Consider the following 15,935-nt stretch of genomic DNA (forward strand, 5'->3'; position numbering starts at 1 on the left):
CATGCCGCGCTACAAGCTCACCCTCGAATATGACGGCGCGCCCTTCGCCGGGTGGCAGCGCCAGGCCGATCAGCCCTCCGTCCAGGAGAGAGTGGAGACCGCGGTCGAGGCGCTGACCGGCGTATTCTCCCACGTGCAGGGCGCGGGCAGAACCGACGCGGGCGTTCACGCGCTGGCCCAGGTCGCGCATGTCGACCTGGCGCGGGAGTGGGATGAATTCCGTCTGCGCGAAGCGCTGAACCATCACCTCCGTCCGGCCCCGGTCGCGGTGCTTGCGGTGGAAAAGGTGGATGGTGAATTCCACGCGCGTTTCAGCGCGACCGAACGGCTCTACCTCTACCGCATCGTCAATCGCCGTCCGCCGCTCACATTCGAGCGTGGGACGGCGTGGAAGGTGCGGAACCCGCTCGACGTCAAGGCGATGCGAGAAGGTGCGGCGCATCTCGTCGGTCACCACGACTTCACCACGTTCCGCTCGTCCATGTGTCAGGCGAAATCCCCGGTGAAAACGGTCGATGAGATCAGCGTTCAGCGCGACGGGGACAAGATTACGGTCCATGTCCGCGCCAGAAGCTTTCTTCACAACCAGGTGCGAAGCTTCGTCGGCACGCTGGAGCGGGTCGGCGCCGGCGCATGGGCGCCGGGCGATGTGAAAGCGGCGCTCGAAGCTTGCGATCGCGCGGCTTGCGGGCCGGTCGCGCCGCCCGACGGGCTTTACCTCGCCGAAGTGCGTTACGCTTCCGTCGTCGGAGCCGCGCCGCAGACGTGATAAGATGCTCACCAGTACCGGAGATCGAGATGTCCGTCATTCCCCGCCATCAGACCCTCACTCGCCTGGTCGATGTCGCCGCCGGCCGCGTGTCGGCCGAACTGGTCGTGAGGAACGGGAAATGGGTGAACGTTCATTCAGGCGAGATCATTCCCGCGACCGACATCGCCATCGTGGCCGGGCGCTTCGCGTATTGCGGCCCTGACGCCGCGCACTGCATCGGCCCGGAAACCAAAGTGGTGGATGCGGCGGGACGCTATCTCGTTCCCGGTCTCATCGACGCGCACATGCATGTCGAGAGCGGCATGGTGACGGTCACCGAATTCGTCCGCGCCGTCGTCCGGCACGGCTCCACCACGCTCTTCATCGACCCGCACGAGATCGCCAATGTCCTTGGGCTCGACGGCGTGCGGCTGATGCATGACGAGGCGGTCGCGGCGCCGATCAACGTTTTCGTGCAGGCGCCGTCATGCGTTCCCTCCGCGCCAGGGCTGGAGACGCCGGGAGCGGAGTTCGGACCGGACGAGATCGCGGAGGCGGTCAGATGGCCGAACATCGTCGGTCTCGGCGAGGTGATGAATTTTCCCGGCGTCGCCGCGAACGATCCGCGCATGGCGGGTGAGATCGCGGCGGCGATGGCGGTCGGGAAAACCATTGGCGGCCATTACGCCTCGCCCGATCTCGGTCCGCCCTTTCACGCCTACGCCGCTGGCGGGCCGGCGGACGACCACGAAGGCACCCGCGCCGAGGACGCCATCGCCCGCGTCCGGCAGGGCATGCGGGCGATGCTGCGGCTCGGCTCCGCCTGGCACGACGTTGCGGAACAGGTGAAGGCGGTGACGGAGCAGGGGCTCGATTCGCGGAGTTTCATCCTCTGCACGGATGACAGCCATTCCGGCACGCTGGTGCGCGACGGGCACATGAATCGGGTGGTGCGCCACGCCATCCAACAGGGGCTGGCGCCGATAACCGCGATCCAGATGGCGACGCTGAACGCCGCGGACCATTTCGGCATGGAGCGCGAACTCGGCTCGATCACGCCGGGACGGCGGGCGGATTTCCTGATCGTCAGGGATCTGCCCACGCTCGCGATCGATCGGGTCTACGCCAGCGGCGCGCTGATGGCCGAGGACGACGCGCTGGTCGCCGATATTCCGGCCTACGCGTACCCGGCGGCGGCGAAGAACACGGTTCGCCTGAAGCGGCCGCTCGCCGCCGAAAATTTCGACATTGCAGCGCCCGACGGCGCCAATTCGGTCCGCGCGCGCGTCATCGGCGTGGTCGAGAACCAGGCCCCGACGAAGGCGCTGGAGGCAGACCTGCCGGTCGAGGACGGGATCGTCGCGATGAACGCGGAGACCTGTCAGATCGCCGTGGTCGAACGTCACCGGGCGACCGGCGTCGTCGTCAACGCCTTCGTCTCCGGCTTCGGCTACGACGTTCCCTGCGCGCTCGCCTCCACCGTCGCCCATGACAGCCACCAGATGCTGGTCGTCGGCACCTCGAAACCCGACATGGCGCTGGCGGCGAACCGGCTGGCGGAGGTCGGCGGCGGCGTCGCCTTCTTCGCCGGCGGCGAGGAAAGGGCGCTGATCGAAATGCCGATCGCCGGGCTGATGTCGGAGGAGCGCGCCGAAGTGGTGGCGGAGAAGGCCGACCGACTGCTGGCGGCGATGGCCGAGGCCGGGTGTCGGCTGGAGAACGCCTTCATGCAGCACTCGCTTCTCGGGTTGGTGGTGATCCCGGAACTGCGGATTTCCGATCTCGGCCTGATCGACGTGACGCGGTTCGAAAAGGTGGATCTCTTCCTCTGACCTCGAACCGCGCCACGTCGTCAGCTCTTGATGAACGTCCCGTTCTTCAGTTCGGTCACCGCCTGCGTGAGTTCGGCGCGGGTGTTCATCACGATCGGCCCGTGCCATGCGACCGGCTCCCTGATCGGTTTTCCCGAGACGAGCAGAAAGCGCACGCCCTCCGGCCCGGCCTTCACCGACACCTCGTCGCCGCGGTCGAAGACCACGAGCGTGCGGTCGCCGGACATGTCACGCAGATGCATCTCCTCGCCCGCGATCTCCTTCTCCACCAAAACGCCGAAGGGTTTCGAGGCGTAGGCGAAATCGCCTTTGCCGGCGAAGATATAGGCGAAGGCGTGGCGATCGACCTCCACCTTGAAGGTCTTCGTCAGGTTCGGAGGCATGGAGATATCGACATAGCGCGGATTGGCGGCGATGCCGTCCACCGGGCCGCGTTTGCCCCAGAACTCGCCGCAGACGATGCGCGCTTTCGCGCCGTCGTCGTCGGTGACCTCGGGGATGTCGGCCGATTTCACGTCCTGATAGCGCGGCGCGGTCATCTTCTCGGCCGCGGGCAGGTTGGCCCAGAGCTGGAAGCCGTGCATCCGACCCATCGCATCGCCCTTCGGCATCTCCTGGTGCATGATTCCGCGTCCGGCGGTCATCCACTGCACGTCGCCGGCGCCAAGGACGCCCCGGTTGCCGAGACTGTCGCCATGCTCGACATCGCCGGCGAGCACATAGGTGATCGTCTCGATGCCGCGATGCGGATGCCAGGGAAACCCCTTCTCGTATTTGGCGGGGTCGTCGTTGCGGAAGTCGTCGAGCAGCAGGAACGGGTCGAGTTCCTTCGGGTCGCCGAAACCGAAGGCGCGGGAGAGGTGGACTCCGGCGCCCTCCAGTGTCTTCTGGCCCTTGGTCGCGCGGCTGATCGGACGGATCGACATGGCTGACTCCTTTGCAGCTTTGCGTCCAAGATAGTCAGGAGAGAGCCGCGGAATAATGTTGAGAATGGAAACAATATGTCGGCGGCGTCGCGATCCTGTTGGGCATATGCTAGGTTAGGGCCCCGCCAAGAGGTGGGTAGGGGGGGCGGCGATGGATTGGAGCGTCTTCACTGAAGCGGTACCGAAAATCACGCCGATCCTGAAAAGGATGGACGCCCGGCGGTCCGCCTTTTTCAGTTCGGAGATCGACGCCTTTTGCGCCGAATACCTCACCGAACAGGACCGTCTCATCACTGAGATCGGTCACTTTATCGACGCCTACGGGAGAACGATCCGGATTCTCGAAACCGGTCGAAAAACGGGGACGATAACGCTGCCCGAGGCGGTCGGGCTGCTCTCGCGCACCGAGCAGGCGGCGAGCCTTCGCCGCCGTCAAGACCGCGCCGGACGGTTGGGTCTGCACGAGATGGCCATGCGGCGCGGAGCATTCGACTACTACGCCAATGACGTCATGGTTATCCTTTCCGATACGGATGCGACCCGTGCGCGCGAATTCTTCGCGGCGATCCGATCATCGCTTGAAGATGAACTCGGCGCATATAATCATGGACTGAAAACCTGCATCGACTGCACCGTCGATCTTCTTGACCGGATCGAGAGGGAGTTCTCCGGCGCTGACGATGACGAGGCGTGGATCTTCGCGAAGCTCAGGAAGAACCGCGCGCAGTTCCAGCGCCGGTTGGCGGAATGCCAGCAAAACCGGGCGAAAGTGGCGGCGTTGAAGGATGAGGTCCGCCGCTGCCTGAAAATGCGATGACCGGAACGCCGAACGTCAACCTTCCCGCTCCACGCACTCGATCCCTAGCCGCGCCATGCCGGGGATCTTGTCGCCCATCCGCATCGCCGCCTCGGGGTTGGAGGCGTTGCCGTCGATGCCGCGCTTTTTCACGCCCTGAAGAATGGCGCAGATGCGGAAGAAGCCGAAGGCGGTGGCGAAGGTCAGTTCGGGGATCGCGGTGATCCCGGTCCGCTTCATGTACATCTCGACATATTCGTCCTCGGACGGGATGCCGAGCGCCTTGCGGTCCACCCCGGCGAGGCCGCGCCCGACCTCGCCCGGCGGCAGCCGGCCCTGCATCCGCTGATAGGCGAGATCGGCGATCGGGTGGCCGAGAGTCGAAAGCTCCCAGTCGAGCACCGCGACGACGCGCGGCTCGGTCGGGTGATAGATCAGGTTGTCGATCCGGTAATCGCCATGGACGATGGAGGTGCGGTCGTCATCGTCGGGCGTCTCCGCCTCCAGCCAACGGATCAGCGCCTCCATGTCCGGGATCGTCTCGGTCTCCGAGGCGCGATACTGCTTGGTCCAGCGGCTGAGCTGACGCGCGAAATAGCCGCCCGGACGCCCGAAATCGCCGAGGCCGACGGCCTCGTAATCGACCATGTGGAGCGCCGCCAGCACCCGGTTCATGTCGTCATACATCGCCGCCCGGTGTTCGACGGAGACCCCCGGAACAGCGGGATCGAAGATGATCCGGCCCGGCACCCGATCCATGACGTAGAACATCGCGCCGACGACGCTCTCGTCCTCGCAAAGGAGATGCGCCTTCGGGACGGGCACGTCCGTTCCGTTCAGCGCGGTGATGACGCGGAACTCCCGGTCCACGGCGTGGGCGGACTTGAGGAGCTGACCCGGCGGTTTCCGTCGGAGCACGTAGTCGCCCGAACCCGCCTTCAGGATGAAGGTCGGGTTCGACTGGCCGGTCGCTGTCTTCTCCGCCGTCAGCGGACCCTCGAACCCCGGCAGGTTCCGGGTCAGATACGCCCCAACCGCCTCCAGATCGATCCGCGCCGCTGCGTGCGGGGTCCTCGCCGCCATCGGTCAGACCGCCTCGTTGGTGTATTTCTTGAGCTCGTTCCGCGCGATCACCCGCCGGTGTACGGCGTCCGGCCCGTCGGCGAGGCGGAGCGTCCGCTGATGGGTCCAGGCGTCCGCGAGATGCGTGTCCTGACTGATTCCCATCGCGCCATGCATCTGGATCGCCTCGTCGATCACCTTCAGCGAGACGCGGGGCGCGATCACCTTGATCTTGGATATCCAGGGAGCCGCCGCGCGGTTCCCGATCGTGTCCATCATGTGACAGGTCTGGAGGCAGAGCAGCCGCGCCATGTCGATATCCATCCGGCACTCGGCGATGATGTCGTGATTGGCGCCGAGCTGCGCCAGCGGTTTGCCGAACGCGGTGCGGGCGAGCGAGCGGCGGCACATCAGCTCCAGCGCCCGCTCGGCCTGACCGATGGCGCGCATGGCGTGATGGATGCGGCCCGGCCCGAGCCGGCCCTGGGAGACCTCGAACCCGCGCCCCTCGCCGAGGATCAGGTTCTCCTTCGGGATGCGGACATCGGTGAAACGCATGTGCATGTGGCCATGCGGCGCGTCGTCATTGCCGAAGACCTGCATCGGACGCAGAACCTCAACGCCCTTCGTTCCGGCCGGAACGACGACCATGGAGTGGCGGCGATGTTTGTTCTCGTTGTCCGGGTCGGTGCAGACCATGACGATATAGACCTTGCAACGCGGATCGCCGGCGCCCGAAGCCCACCACTTCTCACCGTTCAGAACGTATTCGTCGCCATCCGCCTTGCATGACATGGAGATATTGGTGGCGTCGGAGGAGGCCACGCCCGGTTCGGTCATCAGATAGGCTGAACGGATCTCGCCCGCCATCAGCGGCTCCAGCCAGTCCTTCTTCATCTTGTCGGTGCCGTAACGCTCGAACACCTCCATGTTGCCGGTGTCGGGCGCGGCGCAGTTGAAGGTCTCCGGTCCAAGCTTGGACTTGCCCATCTCTTCGGCGAGATACGCATATTCCACGGTGCTGAGCCCGTAGCCGCGGTCGCTGTCGGTCAACCAGAAATTCCAGAGTCCGCGCGCGCGCGCCTCCGCCTTCAGGGAGTCGAGAATTTCGAGCTGCCGGTCGGTGTGATGAAAGCGGCCCTTGGGATGTTTGCCGATTTCGGCCTCGAATTCCTCCTCAATCGGATAGACCTTTTCCTCCAGCATCTTTCCAACCGCTTCAAGAAGCGGTTTCACCTTGTCGCTGACGCCAATATCCATTTCGTATTCTCCTCAGAAAAGGTCCTTGACGGTCTCGACATGAATGCCGCCGTCTGTGGGAATGATCGCGCCGGTGACATAGGCACCCGCCTTCGACCCGAGAAACACCATCAACCCGGCGATGTCGTCAGGCATCCCGATCCGGCCAAGCGGGGTCTTCGCGCCGATCCGGTCGCGGTTTTCGGCGTCGGCGGTGGCGAAGGCCGTCATGTTGGACTGGAACGGCCCCGGCGCGATGGCGTTCACGGTGATGCGTTTATCGGCGAGCTCGGTCGCCAGAATTTTCGTCAGGTGATGCACCGCGCCTTTCGACGCGGAATAGGAATAGGCCCCGACGCCGATGGGCGCGGTGCCCATGACGGAGCCGACATTGACCACCCGCGCTGGGTCCTCCAGCGTCGCGGTCTTCGCGAGAAGCGGCGTCAGCCGCTGGGTGAGCGAAAAGAGCCCGGCCACGTTCACGCTCATCACCTTTTCCCAGGCGGAGTGCGGAAACTCGCCATAAGGCTTGCCCCATGTCGTCCCGGCGTTGTTCATCAGGATGTGGAGCGCGCCCGTGCGCTTCTCGACTTCCTTCGCCAGCGCCTCGATACCGATCTCCGCGCCGACGTCTCCGGCGAAGCCTTCGACCTTGCCGGGCAGGCCGAGCGCGTTGATCTCCTGCGCCGTCACCTCGCACATCTCGCCCTTGCGGGACGCGATCAGCACGCGCGCGCCGGCTCCGGCGAGGCCGGTCGCCGCCATTCGACCGATGCCGGTGGCGCCTCCGGTGACCAGCGCGGTCTTGCCCGCAAGGCTGAAAAGATCGTCGATCACGCTCATCGGCTCCGTCCCCTTCGTTCGGCTTGTGGCGAACCTAGCCGCCGCGCGCGCCGGCGCAAGTGCGGATCGGCCGCCGTGCGGGATTGCCACGCGGGATTGACTCGGAGCCGGGCGCGCCGGAGACCGGCGTCGATCACAACGAGTCGCGACATTCAGGAGGATGCGAAATGCCCGTCAACCAGGAAATTCTGCTAAAGGCCTACCCGGTCGGAACGCCGACAGTGGATACTTTCTCGATCCGTGAGGCGGCGACTCCAGCACTGCCCGCGGGCGGCGTCGTTCTCAAGCTGCTCTGGCTTTCGGTCGATCCCTATATGCGCGGCCGGATGTCGGACGCGAAATCCTACGCCGCGCCCTTCAAGCCCGGCGAGCCGGTCTATTCCGGGGGCGTCGCGGAGGTTATCGAGTCGGATAACCCGAAACTGCCCGTTGGGGCGCTGGTCATGGGGATGATGAACTGGGCGCGTGTCCAGGCGCATAGCGGCGCCGATCTGACGGTGCTCGATCCGGCGCAGGGCTGGGGGACGAAGCTTTCTCCCTCGCTCGCGCTCGGCGCGCTCGGCATGCCGGGCTTCACCGCCTGGGTCGGACTGAACATTCATGGCCGGCCGAAGGAAGGTGAAACCATCGTCGTCTCTGCGGCAACCGGCGCTGTCGGCTCCATGGTCTGCCAGTTGGCGAAGCGGAAGGGGCTGCGCGTCGTCGGCGTCGCGGGCGGGGCGGAAAAATGCGCCTATGCGGTCGAGACGCTCGGCTGCGACGCTTGCGTCGATCATCTCGACCCGGATCTCAAGAAAAACCTGGCGGCGGCCTGCCCGAATGGCGTCGACATCTACTTCGAGAATGTCGCCGGCGCGACGCTCGCCGCGGTGATGCCGCTCATGAACTTCTTCAGCCGCATTCCGCTCTGCGGCATGATTTCGCAATACAACGCGATGACCGGCGGCGGCGAGGGGCCGGATCGTTCCGCGGCGCTCTGGCGGGCGATTCTCGTCAACCGGATTGCGGTCAGGGGGTTCATTGTCTTCGACCACGCCGAAAAGCAGGGCGAATTCCTGAAGGAGGTCGCGCCATTGGTGGCCTCGGGCGAAATCAAGACGCGGGAAACCGTGAGCGAGGGGCTGGAAAAGGCGCCGGAAGCGTTCCTTTCGCTGCTGAAGGGAACGAATTTCGGCAAGGCCATCGTAAAGGTGGCGTAGGCGGCGCGGCGACCGCCGCTCTCATGCGCTGAGATTCTTCGGCCGCGCGGCCATTTCGCGGGCGGCGCGGAGGTCGGCGCAGTCCTGCTCGGCGGAAAAGCCGAGCAGGCGCTCTTTCAGAAGCAGTCTCGCTTCCTCCCCCCGCCCCGGGATTTCGGCGAGCGAGAGCGTCGCGCGCAGCGCGAGGAGGCGCGCGCCCATCGCGTCCGCCTCCGCCATGGCGCGCCGCAAGAGCGTCTCGGCGGCTTTCGGCTGCGAACGGCGTCGAAGGACCCCTCTGAGACGCAGGATCTCCGGCGCCCAGAATTGCTCCCCGGACTCTGCGATAAAGGCCTCAGCCTGATCGAGCACCTGCTCCGCCTCGTCTTTTTCACCTTCGATCGCAAGCAGTTTGACGGTGAGCGACAGAAGGTAGCTGAGACCGAGACGTGAGCCGACCTCCTTCCAGTCCGCGAGTCCCTCGCGGGCGTAACCGGCGGCGGAAAGCCCCGGTTTCCGCTCGCCTCCGGTGGCGGCGAGAATCACTTCGGTCCAGCCGATCCAGAACTGGAAGCCATGTTCGCGCGACATCGCCAGCCCTTGGGCGGCGAGAGCGCGCGCGCGTTCGCGGTCGCCGCAGAACTCATGCGTCCAACTGGCGAAGCAGGTCGCGAAAGCGACCGAGAAACGGTGCGTCAGACTCTCGGCGACCTCGATCGATTGGGCGGCGTAGGCGCGCGCTTCGTTCGGGCGCCCTTGCGAAAACTCGACCCAGGCGGTGTAGGCGTTTGCAGCGACGCGGAAATCGACGACATCGACCTGCCGCGCCGTCGAGTAGTCGTCTTCCAGGAGCCCGGAATCGAGAACCTCAAACATGAGCTCTCGCGCCTCGTCCAGTCGGCCAGTGTAGAAAAGGATCGAGGCGAGGATGCGCCGCCCGGCGGCCAGGAAGATCGCGTCCTCCGCCGCTTCCGCCGCGGCCAGCAGTTTTTCGCCGCCGATCCGGGCCTCCCGATAATTGGCGCTCAGCATGTGATAACGCGACATGCCATAGTAGAGCGGCATCAGTTCCGACGTTGCGCCGATTTCGGTCGCGAGCGCCTCCACCCGATCGTAATTCTCCCGGACCGAGGTGTGCGCGTAGCCGCGCACGGTCTGCAATGGCACGCCGAACGCCATTCTGATGTCGAGTTCAAGGCGTCGACGGTCCGGGCCGTCCGACATCTCCTCGAGATGGTCGAGCGCATTGGTGAAGTGCTGGATCGCCTCGCGATGCGCGGAGGCGTCGAGCGCGCGCCGTCCGGCGGCGAAGCTGAACGGAACGGCCTCCACCGGCGCGCCGCCGTTCAGGTAGTGCCGGGCGATGATCTCAGGTTCCAGCGTCCGCGCCTTCGGTTCCGCCGCCATCGCAGCGGCGATCCGGCTGTGCACGCGCTGGCGGGTCGATTTCAGCATCGAGCTATACGCTGCGTCCTGCACCAGCGCATGGCGGAACTCGTACTCGACATCCGGCGGGAAACCGTAGCGGTGCAGCAGTTCGGCCTCGATCAGGCGATTGAGCGCCGCCTGAAGCTCCGCCTCCGGCGCATGGGTCGCGGCGGAGAGCAGACCCTGCCGGAACCGTCGTCCGATCGCGGCGGCGATCTGCGCAACCTCCTTCACGTTCGATAGCCGGTCGAGCCGCGCCATCAGAGAGTTTTGCAGACTGTCCGGGATCGCCAGCGGCGGCAGCGGACGCGAGAGCCGGAATGCGGCGTCCTCCTCCTCCATCAGCCCGCTTTCCAGCACCATCTTGGTCAGTTCCTCGATGAAGAGCGGCACGCCGTCGGTGCGCTGGACAATGGTGGCGGCGACCTCCTCCGGCAGCGGTTTTGGCGCGACGAGCGCGATAAGCTCCTGGCTCTCCACCCGGCTCAGCCGGTTCAGATTCAGCGTGGAGAGATGATTTTCGTCGCGCCAGCTGCAATCGAAGTTCGGGCGGAACGTCAGGATCATCAGACACCGCCGTCTCGCCGTTTCGGTCACCCACTGGTCGATGAACTCCAGCGTAGAGGGGTCGGCCCAGTGCAGATCCTCGATCAGCAGGGCCAGCGTCCGATCGCCCGCTGTCGCGTCGATAAGCGCGGCGCAGGCGGCCTGGAAACGATAATTCACCACCGAAGGGTCGGCTGCGCGCGCGTAACGTCCCGCGAGATCGACGCTCAGCGTGGAGGCGAGCGGCGCCATATAGACTTCGGGGTCGAGCCCGAGCCTTTCCACCAGCGCCTCCAGCTTCTCCAGGCGGTCAGCGGCGGGCTCCCCGTCGGAGAAACCGGCGCGGCGCACGAATTCCATGATGAAGGGCCTGAACGCGGTCGCGGTGTGAACCGAGGACGCGTAGAGCCGCAGTTCGGCGAAATTCGGGTCCGCGCGCAGTTCGTCGAGCAAGGTCTCGACAATCCGGGACTTGCCGATCCCGGCCTCTCCGGTGAGCAGCACGGTCTGGCCTTCGCCGCTCGTCGCCCGCCGCCAGTTCTGGCGGAGGATCGTCAACTCGCCGTCGCGGCCGACAAGACGGGTTCGCGGTCCGTGCGCGCCGGAGCGGCGATCCGGCGCGTCGGCCAATGCGACATGGCAGACCATGGGCGCGGAAACGCCCTTGAGCTCGCGCAGTCCCATCGACTCGAAGATGAAGTCATGCTCGACAAGCCGGAATGTCGGCTGACCGACCACCACCTGACCGGGCGCCGCCAGCGCCTGCAGGCGGGCGGCGACGTTCGGCGTATCACCGATCACGCCCTGCTTTTCGCGCAGATCGCCCGCGCCGAGATCACCGACGACGACGAGCCCCGTGTTGATCCCGATCCGCGCCGCCAGTGGTTGTGAAAGGCCGGGAAAGTCCGCTTTCAACCGCGGCACCGCCGCCGCGATTTCAAGCCCTGCGCGCACCGCGCGGCGCGCGCTGTCCTCATAATCCACCGGATAGCCGAAATGCGCGTCCAGCCCGTCGCCGATCAGTTTCGTCACGGTCCCGCCCATCCGCTCCACCGCTTCGGCGCAGATCTGGCGGTAGGCGGAGAGCAGATCGCGCAGAACTTCTGGGTCCAGTTCCTCGGAGATCGGCGTCGAGCCGACCAGGTCGGAGAAAAGAATCGTCATCTGGCGACGTTCGGCCGCGCCGGCGAGGGAAAGCGCGTCGCTATTCGACTGGGATTGCGACCGCGGTTCGGCGTCGACGGGCGCGGCGGCGACGCCGCACATCGGGCAAAAGCGCGCGCCCTCCGGCAATTCCGCGCCGCAGCCGGCGCAGCACAAGACGAGCCCGGCGCCGCACATATGGCAGAAACGCGCGTCGTTCGCCGGTTCGGCGCCGCATGCGGTGCAAGGTGATCGGATCGTCAGGCCCCCCCTCCATGACTTCGCGTCCAGGATGCTTATCTCAATTCGTCTTCACGCAAAAGTGGAGACACGGCCCGATTTCGCGCCACATATGGACAATCAGGCGCAATCGCCGGAAAGTGGCGCGGCGAGGTGATGCGGCATGAGCGCGACGCTGACATTCCTGTTGAACGGCGAGGAGGTGGAGGCCCCGGATGCGGCCCCGACCGAAACGCTGCTCGATTTTCTCCGCTATCGGCGCGGGCTGACGGGCACAAAGGAAGGCTGCGCCGAAGGCGATTGCGGCGCCTGCACCGTGGTCGTTCGTGAAATCGCCCCTGACGGCGCGCTTCGGCGGCGGACAGCGAACGCCTGCATCCAGCTTCTGCCGATGTTGCATGGCCGCGAGGTGGTGACGGTGGAGGGCCTCGGCGGCGATCATCCGGTGCAGCGCGCGATGGCTGAAGGTCACGGCAGCCAGTGCGGCTTCTGTACGCCGGGCTTCGTCATGAGCCTCTGGCATGGATACGAGACTGGAGCGCCCGTCGACCCCGCGTCCGTCGCCGATCAGATCGCCGGGAATCTTTGCCGCTGCACCGGCTATGGCCCCATCCTCGCCGCCGCGTCGACCGCCCGGGCCACGCCGGCGGTGAAAGCCGATGCGGACGCGGCGCTGATGCGGCTCGAGACGCTCCGCAAACGGCTCGACGGTGCGCTTGACCATCGAAGCGCGGCCGGCCGGTTCATCGCGCCGCGGAGCGCCGATGCGCTCGCTGTTCTGATCGAGCGGCATCCGGAAGCAACAATTCTCGCCGGGGCGACCGATATCGGCCTCTGGATCACCAAATCGGGCTTTCGACCGGAGACCCTAATCTGGCTGGGTGATTGCGCCGATCTCGACCGGATCGAAGACAGCGAGGCCGGGCTTTCTTTCGGCGCCGCGGTCAGCCACGAACGGGCGATGACTGCGCTTGGCGGTCTGGCGCCCGATCTTGGCGAACTCTGGCGACGCTTCGCCTCGGCTCAGGTTCGCGCCGCCGGCACGCTTTGCGGCAACATCGCAAACGGCTCGCCCATCGGCGACGCCGCGCCGGCGCTGATCGTGCTCGGGGCCGAAGTGACGCTAAGGAAGGGCGCGACGCGGCGCAGCCTGCCGCTTGAGGAATTCTTTATCGAATACGGAAAACAGGATCTCGCGCCCGGCGAATTCGTCGAAAGCGTCCTTGTTCCGCGCCCGGCCGATCCGATGGATATGCGCTGCTACAAGGTGTCGAAACGGTTCGACCAGGACATCACCGCGGTGCTGGCGGCGATCCATATGCGGCTGGCGGGCGGGTGTGTCGAACACGCGCGCATCGCCTTTGGCGGCATGGCGGGCACGCCGAAGCGGGCGCGGGCGGCGGAGGCGGCGCTGCTTGGCCGGGCGCTGGATGAAGCGGCGATCGAGGCTGCGGTCCGGGCGCTGGGCGCGGATTTCAGGCCGATGGACGATCATCGCGCCTCCGCCGCTTACCGGATGAAGGTCGCGGGAAATCTCCTCAGGAAATATCTTGTCGAGCGCGGCGCCGGCGACCAGCGGGTGACGGGGCGCGGTCGGGCGTCGCCCCTCGCGATGGCGTCGTCATGAGCATGGATGGCGCAAGCGCGCTTTCCGCGGCTTCGGCGACAGGCGCTCTGGCGCATGACAGCGCCCATCGCCATGTCGCTGGCGACGCTCGTTACGTGGACGACCATGCCGAGCCGGGGGCGATGGTGCATCTTGCGTTCGGCCTCTCGGCGGTCGCGCGGGGGCGCATTCTATCGCTTGATCTCGCCCCGGTTCGCGCCGCGCCGGGTGTGATCCGGGTTTTGACCGCCGACGATCTGCCGGGGATCAACGACACCGGACCGGTGGCGCGCGACGAGCCCGCGCTGGCGTTCTCGGAACGCCGTGGCGGCGAAGTCAACTATCACGGTCAGGCGCTTTTCCTGGTCGTCGCCAGAACACGGGAGGCGGCGCGGCTGGCGGCGAAGCTGGCGGTTGTGGAGTACGAGGAGGAGGCGCCGATCCTCTCCATCGACGACGCCATCGCCGCCGGCTCCTACCTCACCGCCCCGTACCGCATGGCGGCGGGCGACGCCGTCGACGCCATCGCCGCCGCGCCGCGCCGGCTCAAGGGCCGGATCGAGATGGGCGGGCAGGAGCACTTCTATCTCGAAGGGCAGGTCGCGGTCGCCACGCCCGGCGAGGGCGACGAGATGCACGTCCTCTCCTCCACCCAGCATCCGTCCGAGGTGCAGGCGGCGGTCGCGCACAATCTCGCGCTGCCCGCCAACGCCGTGACGGTGGAGGTCCGCCGGATGGGCGGCGGCTTTGGCGGCAAGGAGACGCAGGGCGCCCTGATCGCTGTCGCCGCAGCGCTGGCGGCGAAGCTGACCGGGCGGCCCGCGAAACTGCGGCTCGACCGCGACGACGACATGATCCTGACCGGAAAACGCCATCCCTTTCGCGTAGATTACGAGGTCGGCTTCGACGACGAGGGCTGCATTCTCGGCGTGCGGTTCGAGCAATGGGCGAATTGCGGCTGGTCGGAGGATCTCTCCGCCGCCATCGCGGATCGGGCGATGTTCCATGCCGACAACGCTTATTTCTATCCCGCGGCGGAGATCATTTCCCACCGCTGTCGCACGAATCTCTGTTCGATGACGGCGTTTCGCGGATTTGGCGGCCCGCAGGGCGTCCTCGGCGCGGAGCGGATGATCCAGCATATCGCGCATGAACTCGGGCGCGATCCATTGACGATCAGGCGGCGGAATTTTTATGCGTCCGCCGGGGCCGGCGAGGCGCGGGCCATGACGCCCTATGGCATGCGGGTCGAGGATTGCGTCATCGGCGAGATCGTCGATGACTTGGTCGTCGCCGCGGATTATCACGCCCGCCGGGCCGAGATCGCCGAATGGAACAGCCAAAGCCCGGTGATGAAGCGCGGCATTTCGCTGACGCCGGTCAAGTTCGGCATCTCCTTCACCACCACGCATCTCAACCAGGCCGGGGCGCTGGTGCTGATCTATCAGGACGGTTCGGTCATGCTGAACCATGGCGGGACCGAGATGGGGCAGGGCCTCTACCGGAAGGTCGCTCAGGTCGCCGCGGCGGAGTTCGGCCTGCCCGACGACGCGATCCGGATCACCGCCACGCGCACCGACAAGGTGCCGAACACCTCTCCCACCGCCGCGTCCTCCGGCTCCGACATGAACGGCATGGCGGTGAAGGACGCCTGCGATCAGCTGAAGGCGCGCATCGCCGCACATCTCGGCGCCGAGGGCGCGATTTTCGAGAATGGAATGATCCGCTGGACGGGCGGCGAGACATCATGGGCGGAGGCGGTGAGCTCCGCCTATATGGCGCGCGTCTCGCTCGCGGCCTCCGGGTTCTACGCCACGCCGAAACTCACCTGGGACCGCCCGGCGGCGAAAGGGCGACCTTTCTACTATTTCGCCTACGGCGCGGCGGTGACGGAGGTTCTTCTCGATACGCTCACCGGCGAGAACCGGATGCTCAGGGTCGATATTCTTCACGATGTCGGCCGTTCTCTGAACCCGGCGATCGATCTCGGCCAGGTCGAGGGGGGCTTCATCCAGGGCGTCGGCTGGCTGACCACGGAGGAGCTGGTCTGGGACCCGAAGGGCCGGCTGGCGACGCACGCGCCATCGACCTACAAGATCCCGACCGCCGGCGACCGGCCCGAGGTGATGAACATGCGGCTCTGGGCGAAGGGCGAGAACCGGGAACTGACGATCCGCCGCTCGAAAGCGGTCGGCGAGCCGCCGCTGATGCTAGGTGTTTCAGCCTTCCTGGCGTTGCAGGAGGCGATGATGGCTTCGGCCGGCGAGTGGCGGCCGCTCGACGCGCCGGCGACGGCGGAGCGGCTGCTCATGGCGCTCGACTGAGCGCCGCATGATCCGGGTGTC

General features: G+C 66.2%; 11 protein-coding genes. 6 read left to right on the forward strand and 5 right to left on the reverse strand.

Annotated elements, in window-relative coordinates:
• Position 1: 1 nt before the first annotated feature.
• The gene (truA, locus tag G5B40_RS13405; RefSeq protein WP_165099520.1) at positions 2-769 is read left to right on the forward strand and encodes a tRNA pseudouridine(38-40) synthase TruA; all 768 of its coding nucleotides are present in this window, start codon (positions 2-4) and stop codon (positions 767-769) included.
• A gap of 29 nt (positions 770-798) precedes the next feature.
• Positions 799-2,583, forward strand: coding sequence for an adenine deaminase (gene ade / locus G5B40_RS13410; protein WP_165099523.1), 1,785 nt, complete (start codon positions 799-801; stop codon positions 2,581-2,583).
• Positions 2,584-2,603: 20 nt separating this feature from the next.
• Here the strand turns inward: ade and G5B40_RS13415 are convergent, their stop codons facing one another.
• Positions 2,604-3,509 carry a pirin family protein gene (locus G5B40_RS13415; RefSeq protein WP_165099525.1) on the reverse strand — a complete coding sequence of 302 codons (906 nt, stop codon included), beginning with the start codon at positions 3,507-3,509 and terminating at the stop codon, positions 2,604-2,606.
• Between the two features lie 151 nt (positions 3,510-3,660).
• On the opposite strand from G5B40_RS13415, the gene G5B40_RS13420 reads away from it, so the two are divergent.
• Positions 3,661-4,326, forward strand: coding sequence for a hypothetical protein (locus G5B40_RS13420; RefSeq protein WP_165099527.1), 666 nt, complete (start codon positions 3,661-3,663; stop codon positions 4,324-4,326).
• A 15-nt stretch (positions 4,327-4,341) separates the two neighbouring features.
• Here the strand turns inward: G5B40_RS13420 and G5B40_RS13425 are convergent, their stop codons facing one another.
• From G5B40_RS13425 to G5B40_RS13435, 3 genes are all read right to left on the reverse strand, one after another.
• Positions 4,342-5,388, reverse strand: coding sequence for a phosphotransferase family protein (locus tag G5B40_RS13425; protein WP_165099530.1), 1,047 nt, complete (start codon positions 5,386-5,388; stop codon positions 4,342-4,344).
• A gap of 3 nt (positions 5,389-5,391) precedes the next feature.
• Entirely contained in the window at positions 5,392-6,573 is a 1,182-nt protein-coding gene (locus tag G5B40_RS13430) for an acyl-CoA dehydrogenase family protein (RefSeq protein WP_425500091.1), read from the reverse strand.
• Positions 6,574-6,639: 66 nt separating this feature from the next.
• Entirely contained in the window at positions 6,640-7,449 is an 810-nt protein-coding gene (locus tag G5B40_RS13435; RefSeq protein WP_165099536.1) for an SDR family oxidoreductase, read from the reverse strand.
• Between the two features lie 167 nt (positions 7,450-7,616).
• Here G5B40_RS13435 and G5B40_RS13440 point away from each other — a divergent pair, with 167 nt between their 5' ends.
• Complete coding sequence (locus tag G5B40_RS13440; protein ID WP_165099539.1) at positions 7,617-8,648, forward strand: NADP-dependent oxidoreductase; 1,032 nt, start codon at positions 7,617-7,619, stop codon at positions 8,646-8,648.
• A gap of 21 nt (positions 8,649-8,669) precedes the next feature.
• Here G5B40_RS13440 and G5B40_RS13445 read toward each other — a convergent pair whose 3' ends face one another.
• A complete protein-coding gene (locus G5B40_RS13445; RefSeq protein WP_165099542.1) occupies positions 8,670-11,765 on the reverse strand; it encodes an ATP-binding protein in 3,096 nt (1,031 codons plus the stop codon).
• 382 nt (positions 11,766-12,147) lie between these two features.
• On the opposite strand from G5B40_RS13445, the gene xdhA reads away from it, so the two are divergent.
• A complete protein-coding gene (xdhA, locus tag G5B40_RS13455) occupies positions 12,148-13,611 on the forward strand; it encodes a xanthine dehydrogenase small subunit (protein ID WP_165099544.1) in 1,464 nt (487 codons plus the stop codon).
• A complete protein-coding gene (gene xdhB / locus G5B40_RS13460) occupies positions 13,608-15,914 on the forward strand; it encodes a xanthine dehydrogenase molybdopterin binding subunit (protein ID WP_246209517.1) in 2,307 nt (768 codons plus the stop codon). The genes xdhA and xdhB overlap by 4 nt, the downstream gene beginning before the upstream one ends.
• Positions 15,915-15,935: the final 21 nt, after the last annotated feature.

Source organism: Pikeienuella piscinae, from assembly GCF_011044155.1.
GTDB lineage: Bacteria > Pseudomonadota > Alphaproteobacteria > Rhodobacterales > Rhodobacteraceae > Pikeienuella > Pikeienuella piscinae.

What these genes read in the sequence shown, in the direction of transcription:
- G5B40_RS13440 (WP_165099539.1), top strand. Translation starts at nt 7,617, where the DNA reads ATGCCCGTCAACCAGGAAATTCTGCTAAAGGCCTACCCGGTCGGAACG.
- ade (WP_165099523.1), top strand. Translation starts at nt 799, where the DNA reads ATGTCCGTCATTCCCCGCCATCAGACCCTCACTCGCCTGGTCGATGTC.
- G5B40_RS13420 (WP_165099527.1), top strand. Translation starts at nt 3,661, where the DNA reads ATGGATTGGAGCGTCTTCACTGAAGCGGTACCGAAAATCACGCCGATC.
- G5B40_RS13435 (WP_165099536.1), bottom strand. Translation starts at nt 7,449, where the DNA reads ATGAGCGTGATCGACGATCTTTTCAGCCTTGCGGGCAAGACCGCGCTG.
- xdhA (WP_165099544.1), top strand. Translation starts at nt 12,148, where the DNA reads ATGAGCGCGACGCTGACATTCCTGTTGAACGGCGAGGAGGTGGAGGCC.
- G5B40_RS13445 (WP_165099542.1), bottom strand. Translation starts at nt 11,765, where the DNA reads ATGACGATTCTTTTCTCCGACCTGGTCGGCTCGACGCCGATCTCCGAG.
- xdhB (WP_246209517.1), top strand. Translation starts at nt 13,608, where the DNA reads ATGAGCATGGATGGCGCAAGCGCGCTTTCCGCGGCTTCGGCGACAGGC.
- G5B40_RS13430 (WP_425500091.1), bottom strand. Translation starts at nt 6,573, where the DNA reads ATGCTGGAGGAAAAGGTCTATCCGATTGAGGAGGAATTCGAGGCCGAA.
- G5B40_RS13425 (WP_165099530.1), bottom strand. Translation starts at nt 5,388, where the DNA reads ATGGCGGCGAGGACCCCGCACGCAGCGGCGCGGATCGATCTGGAGGCG.
- G5B40_RS13415 (WP_165099525.1), bottom strand. Translation starts at nt 3,509, where the DNA reads ATGTCGATCCGTCCGATCAGCCGCGCGACCAAGGGCCAGAAGACACTG.
- truA (WP_165099520.1), top strand. Translation starts at nt 2, where the DNA reads ATGCCGCGCTACAAGCTCACCCTCGAATATGACGGCGCGCCCTTCGCC.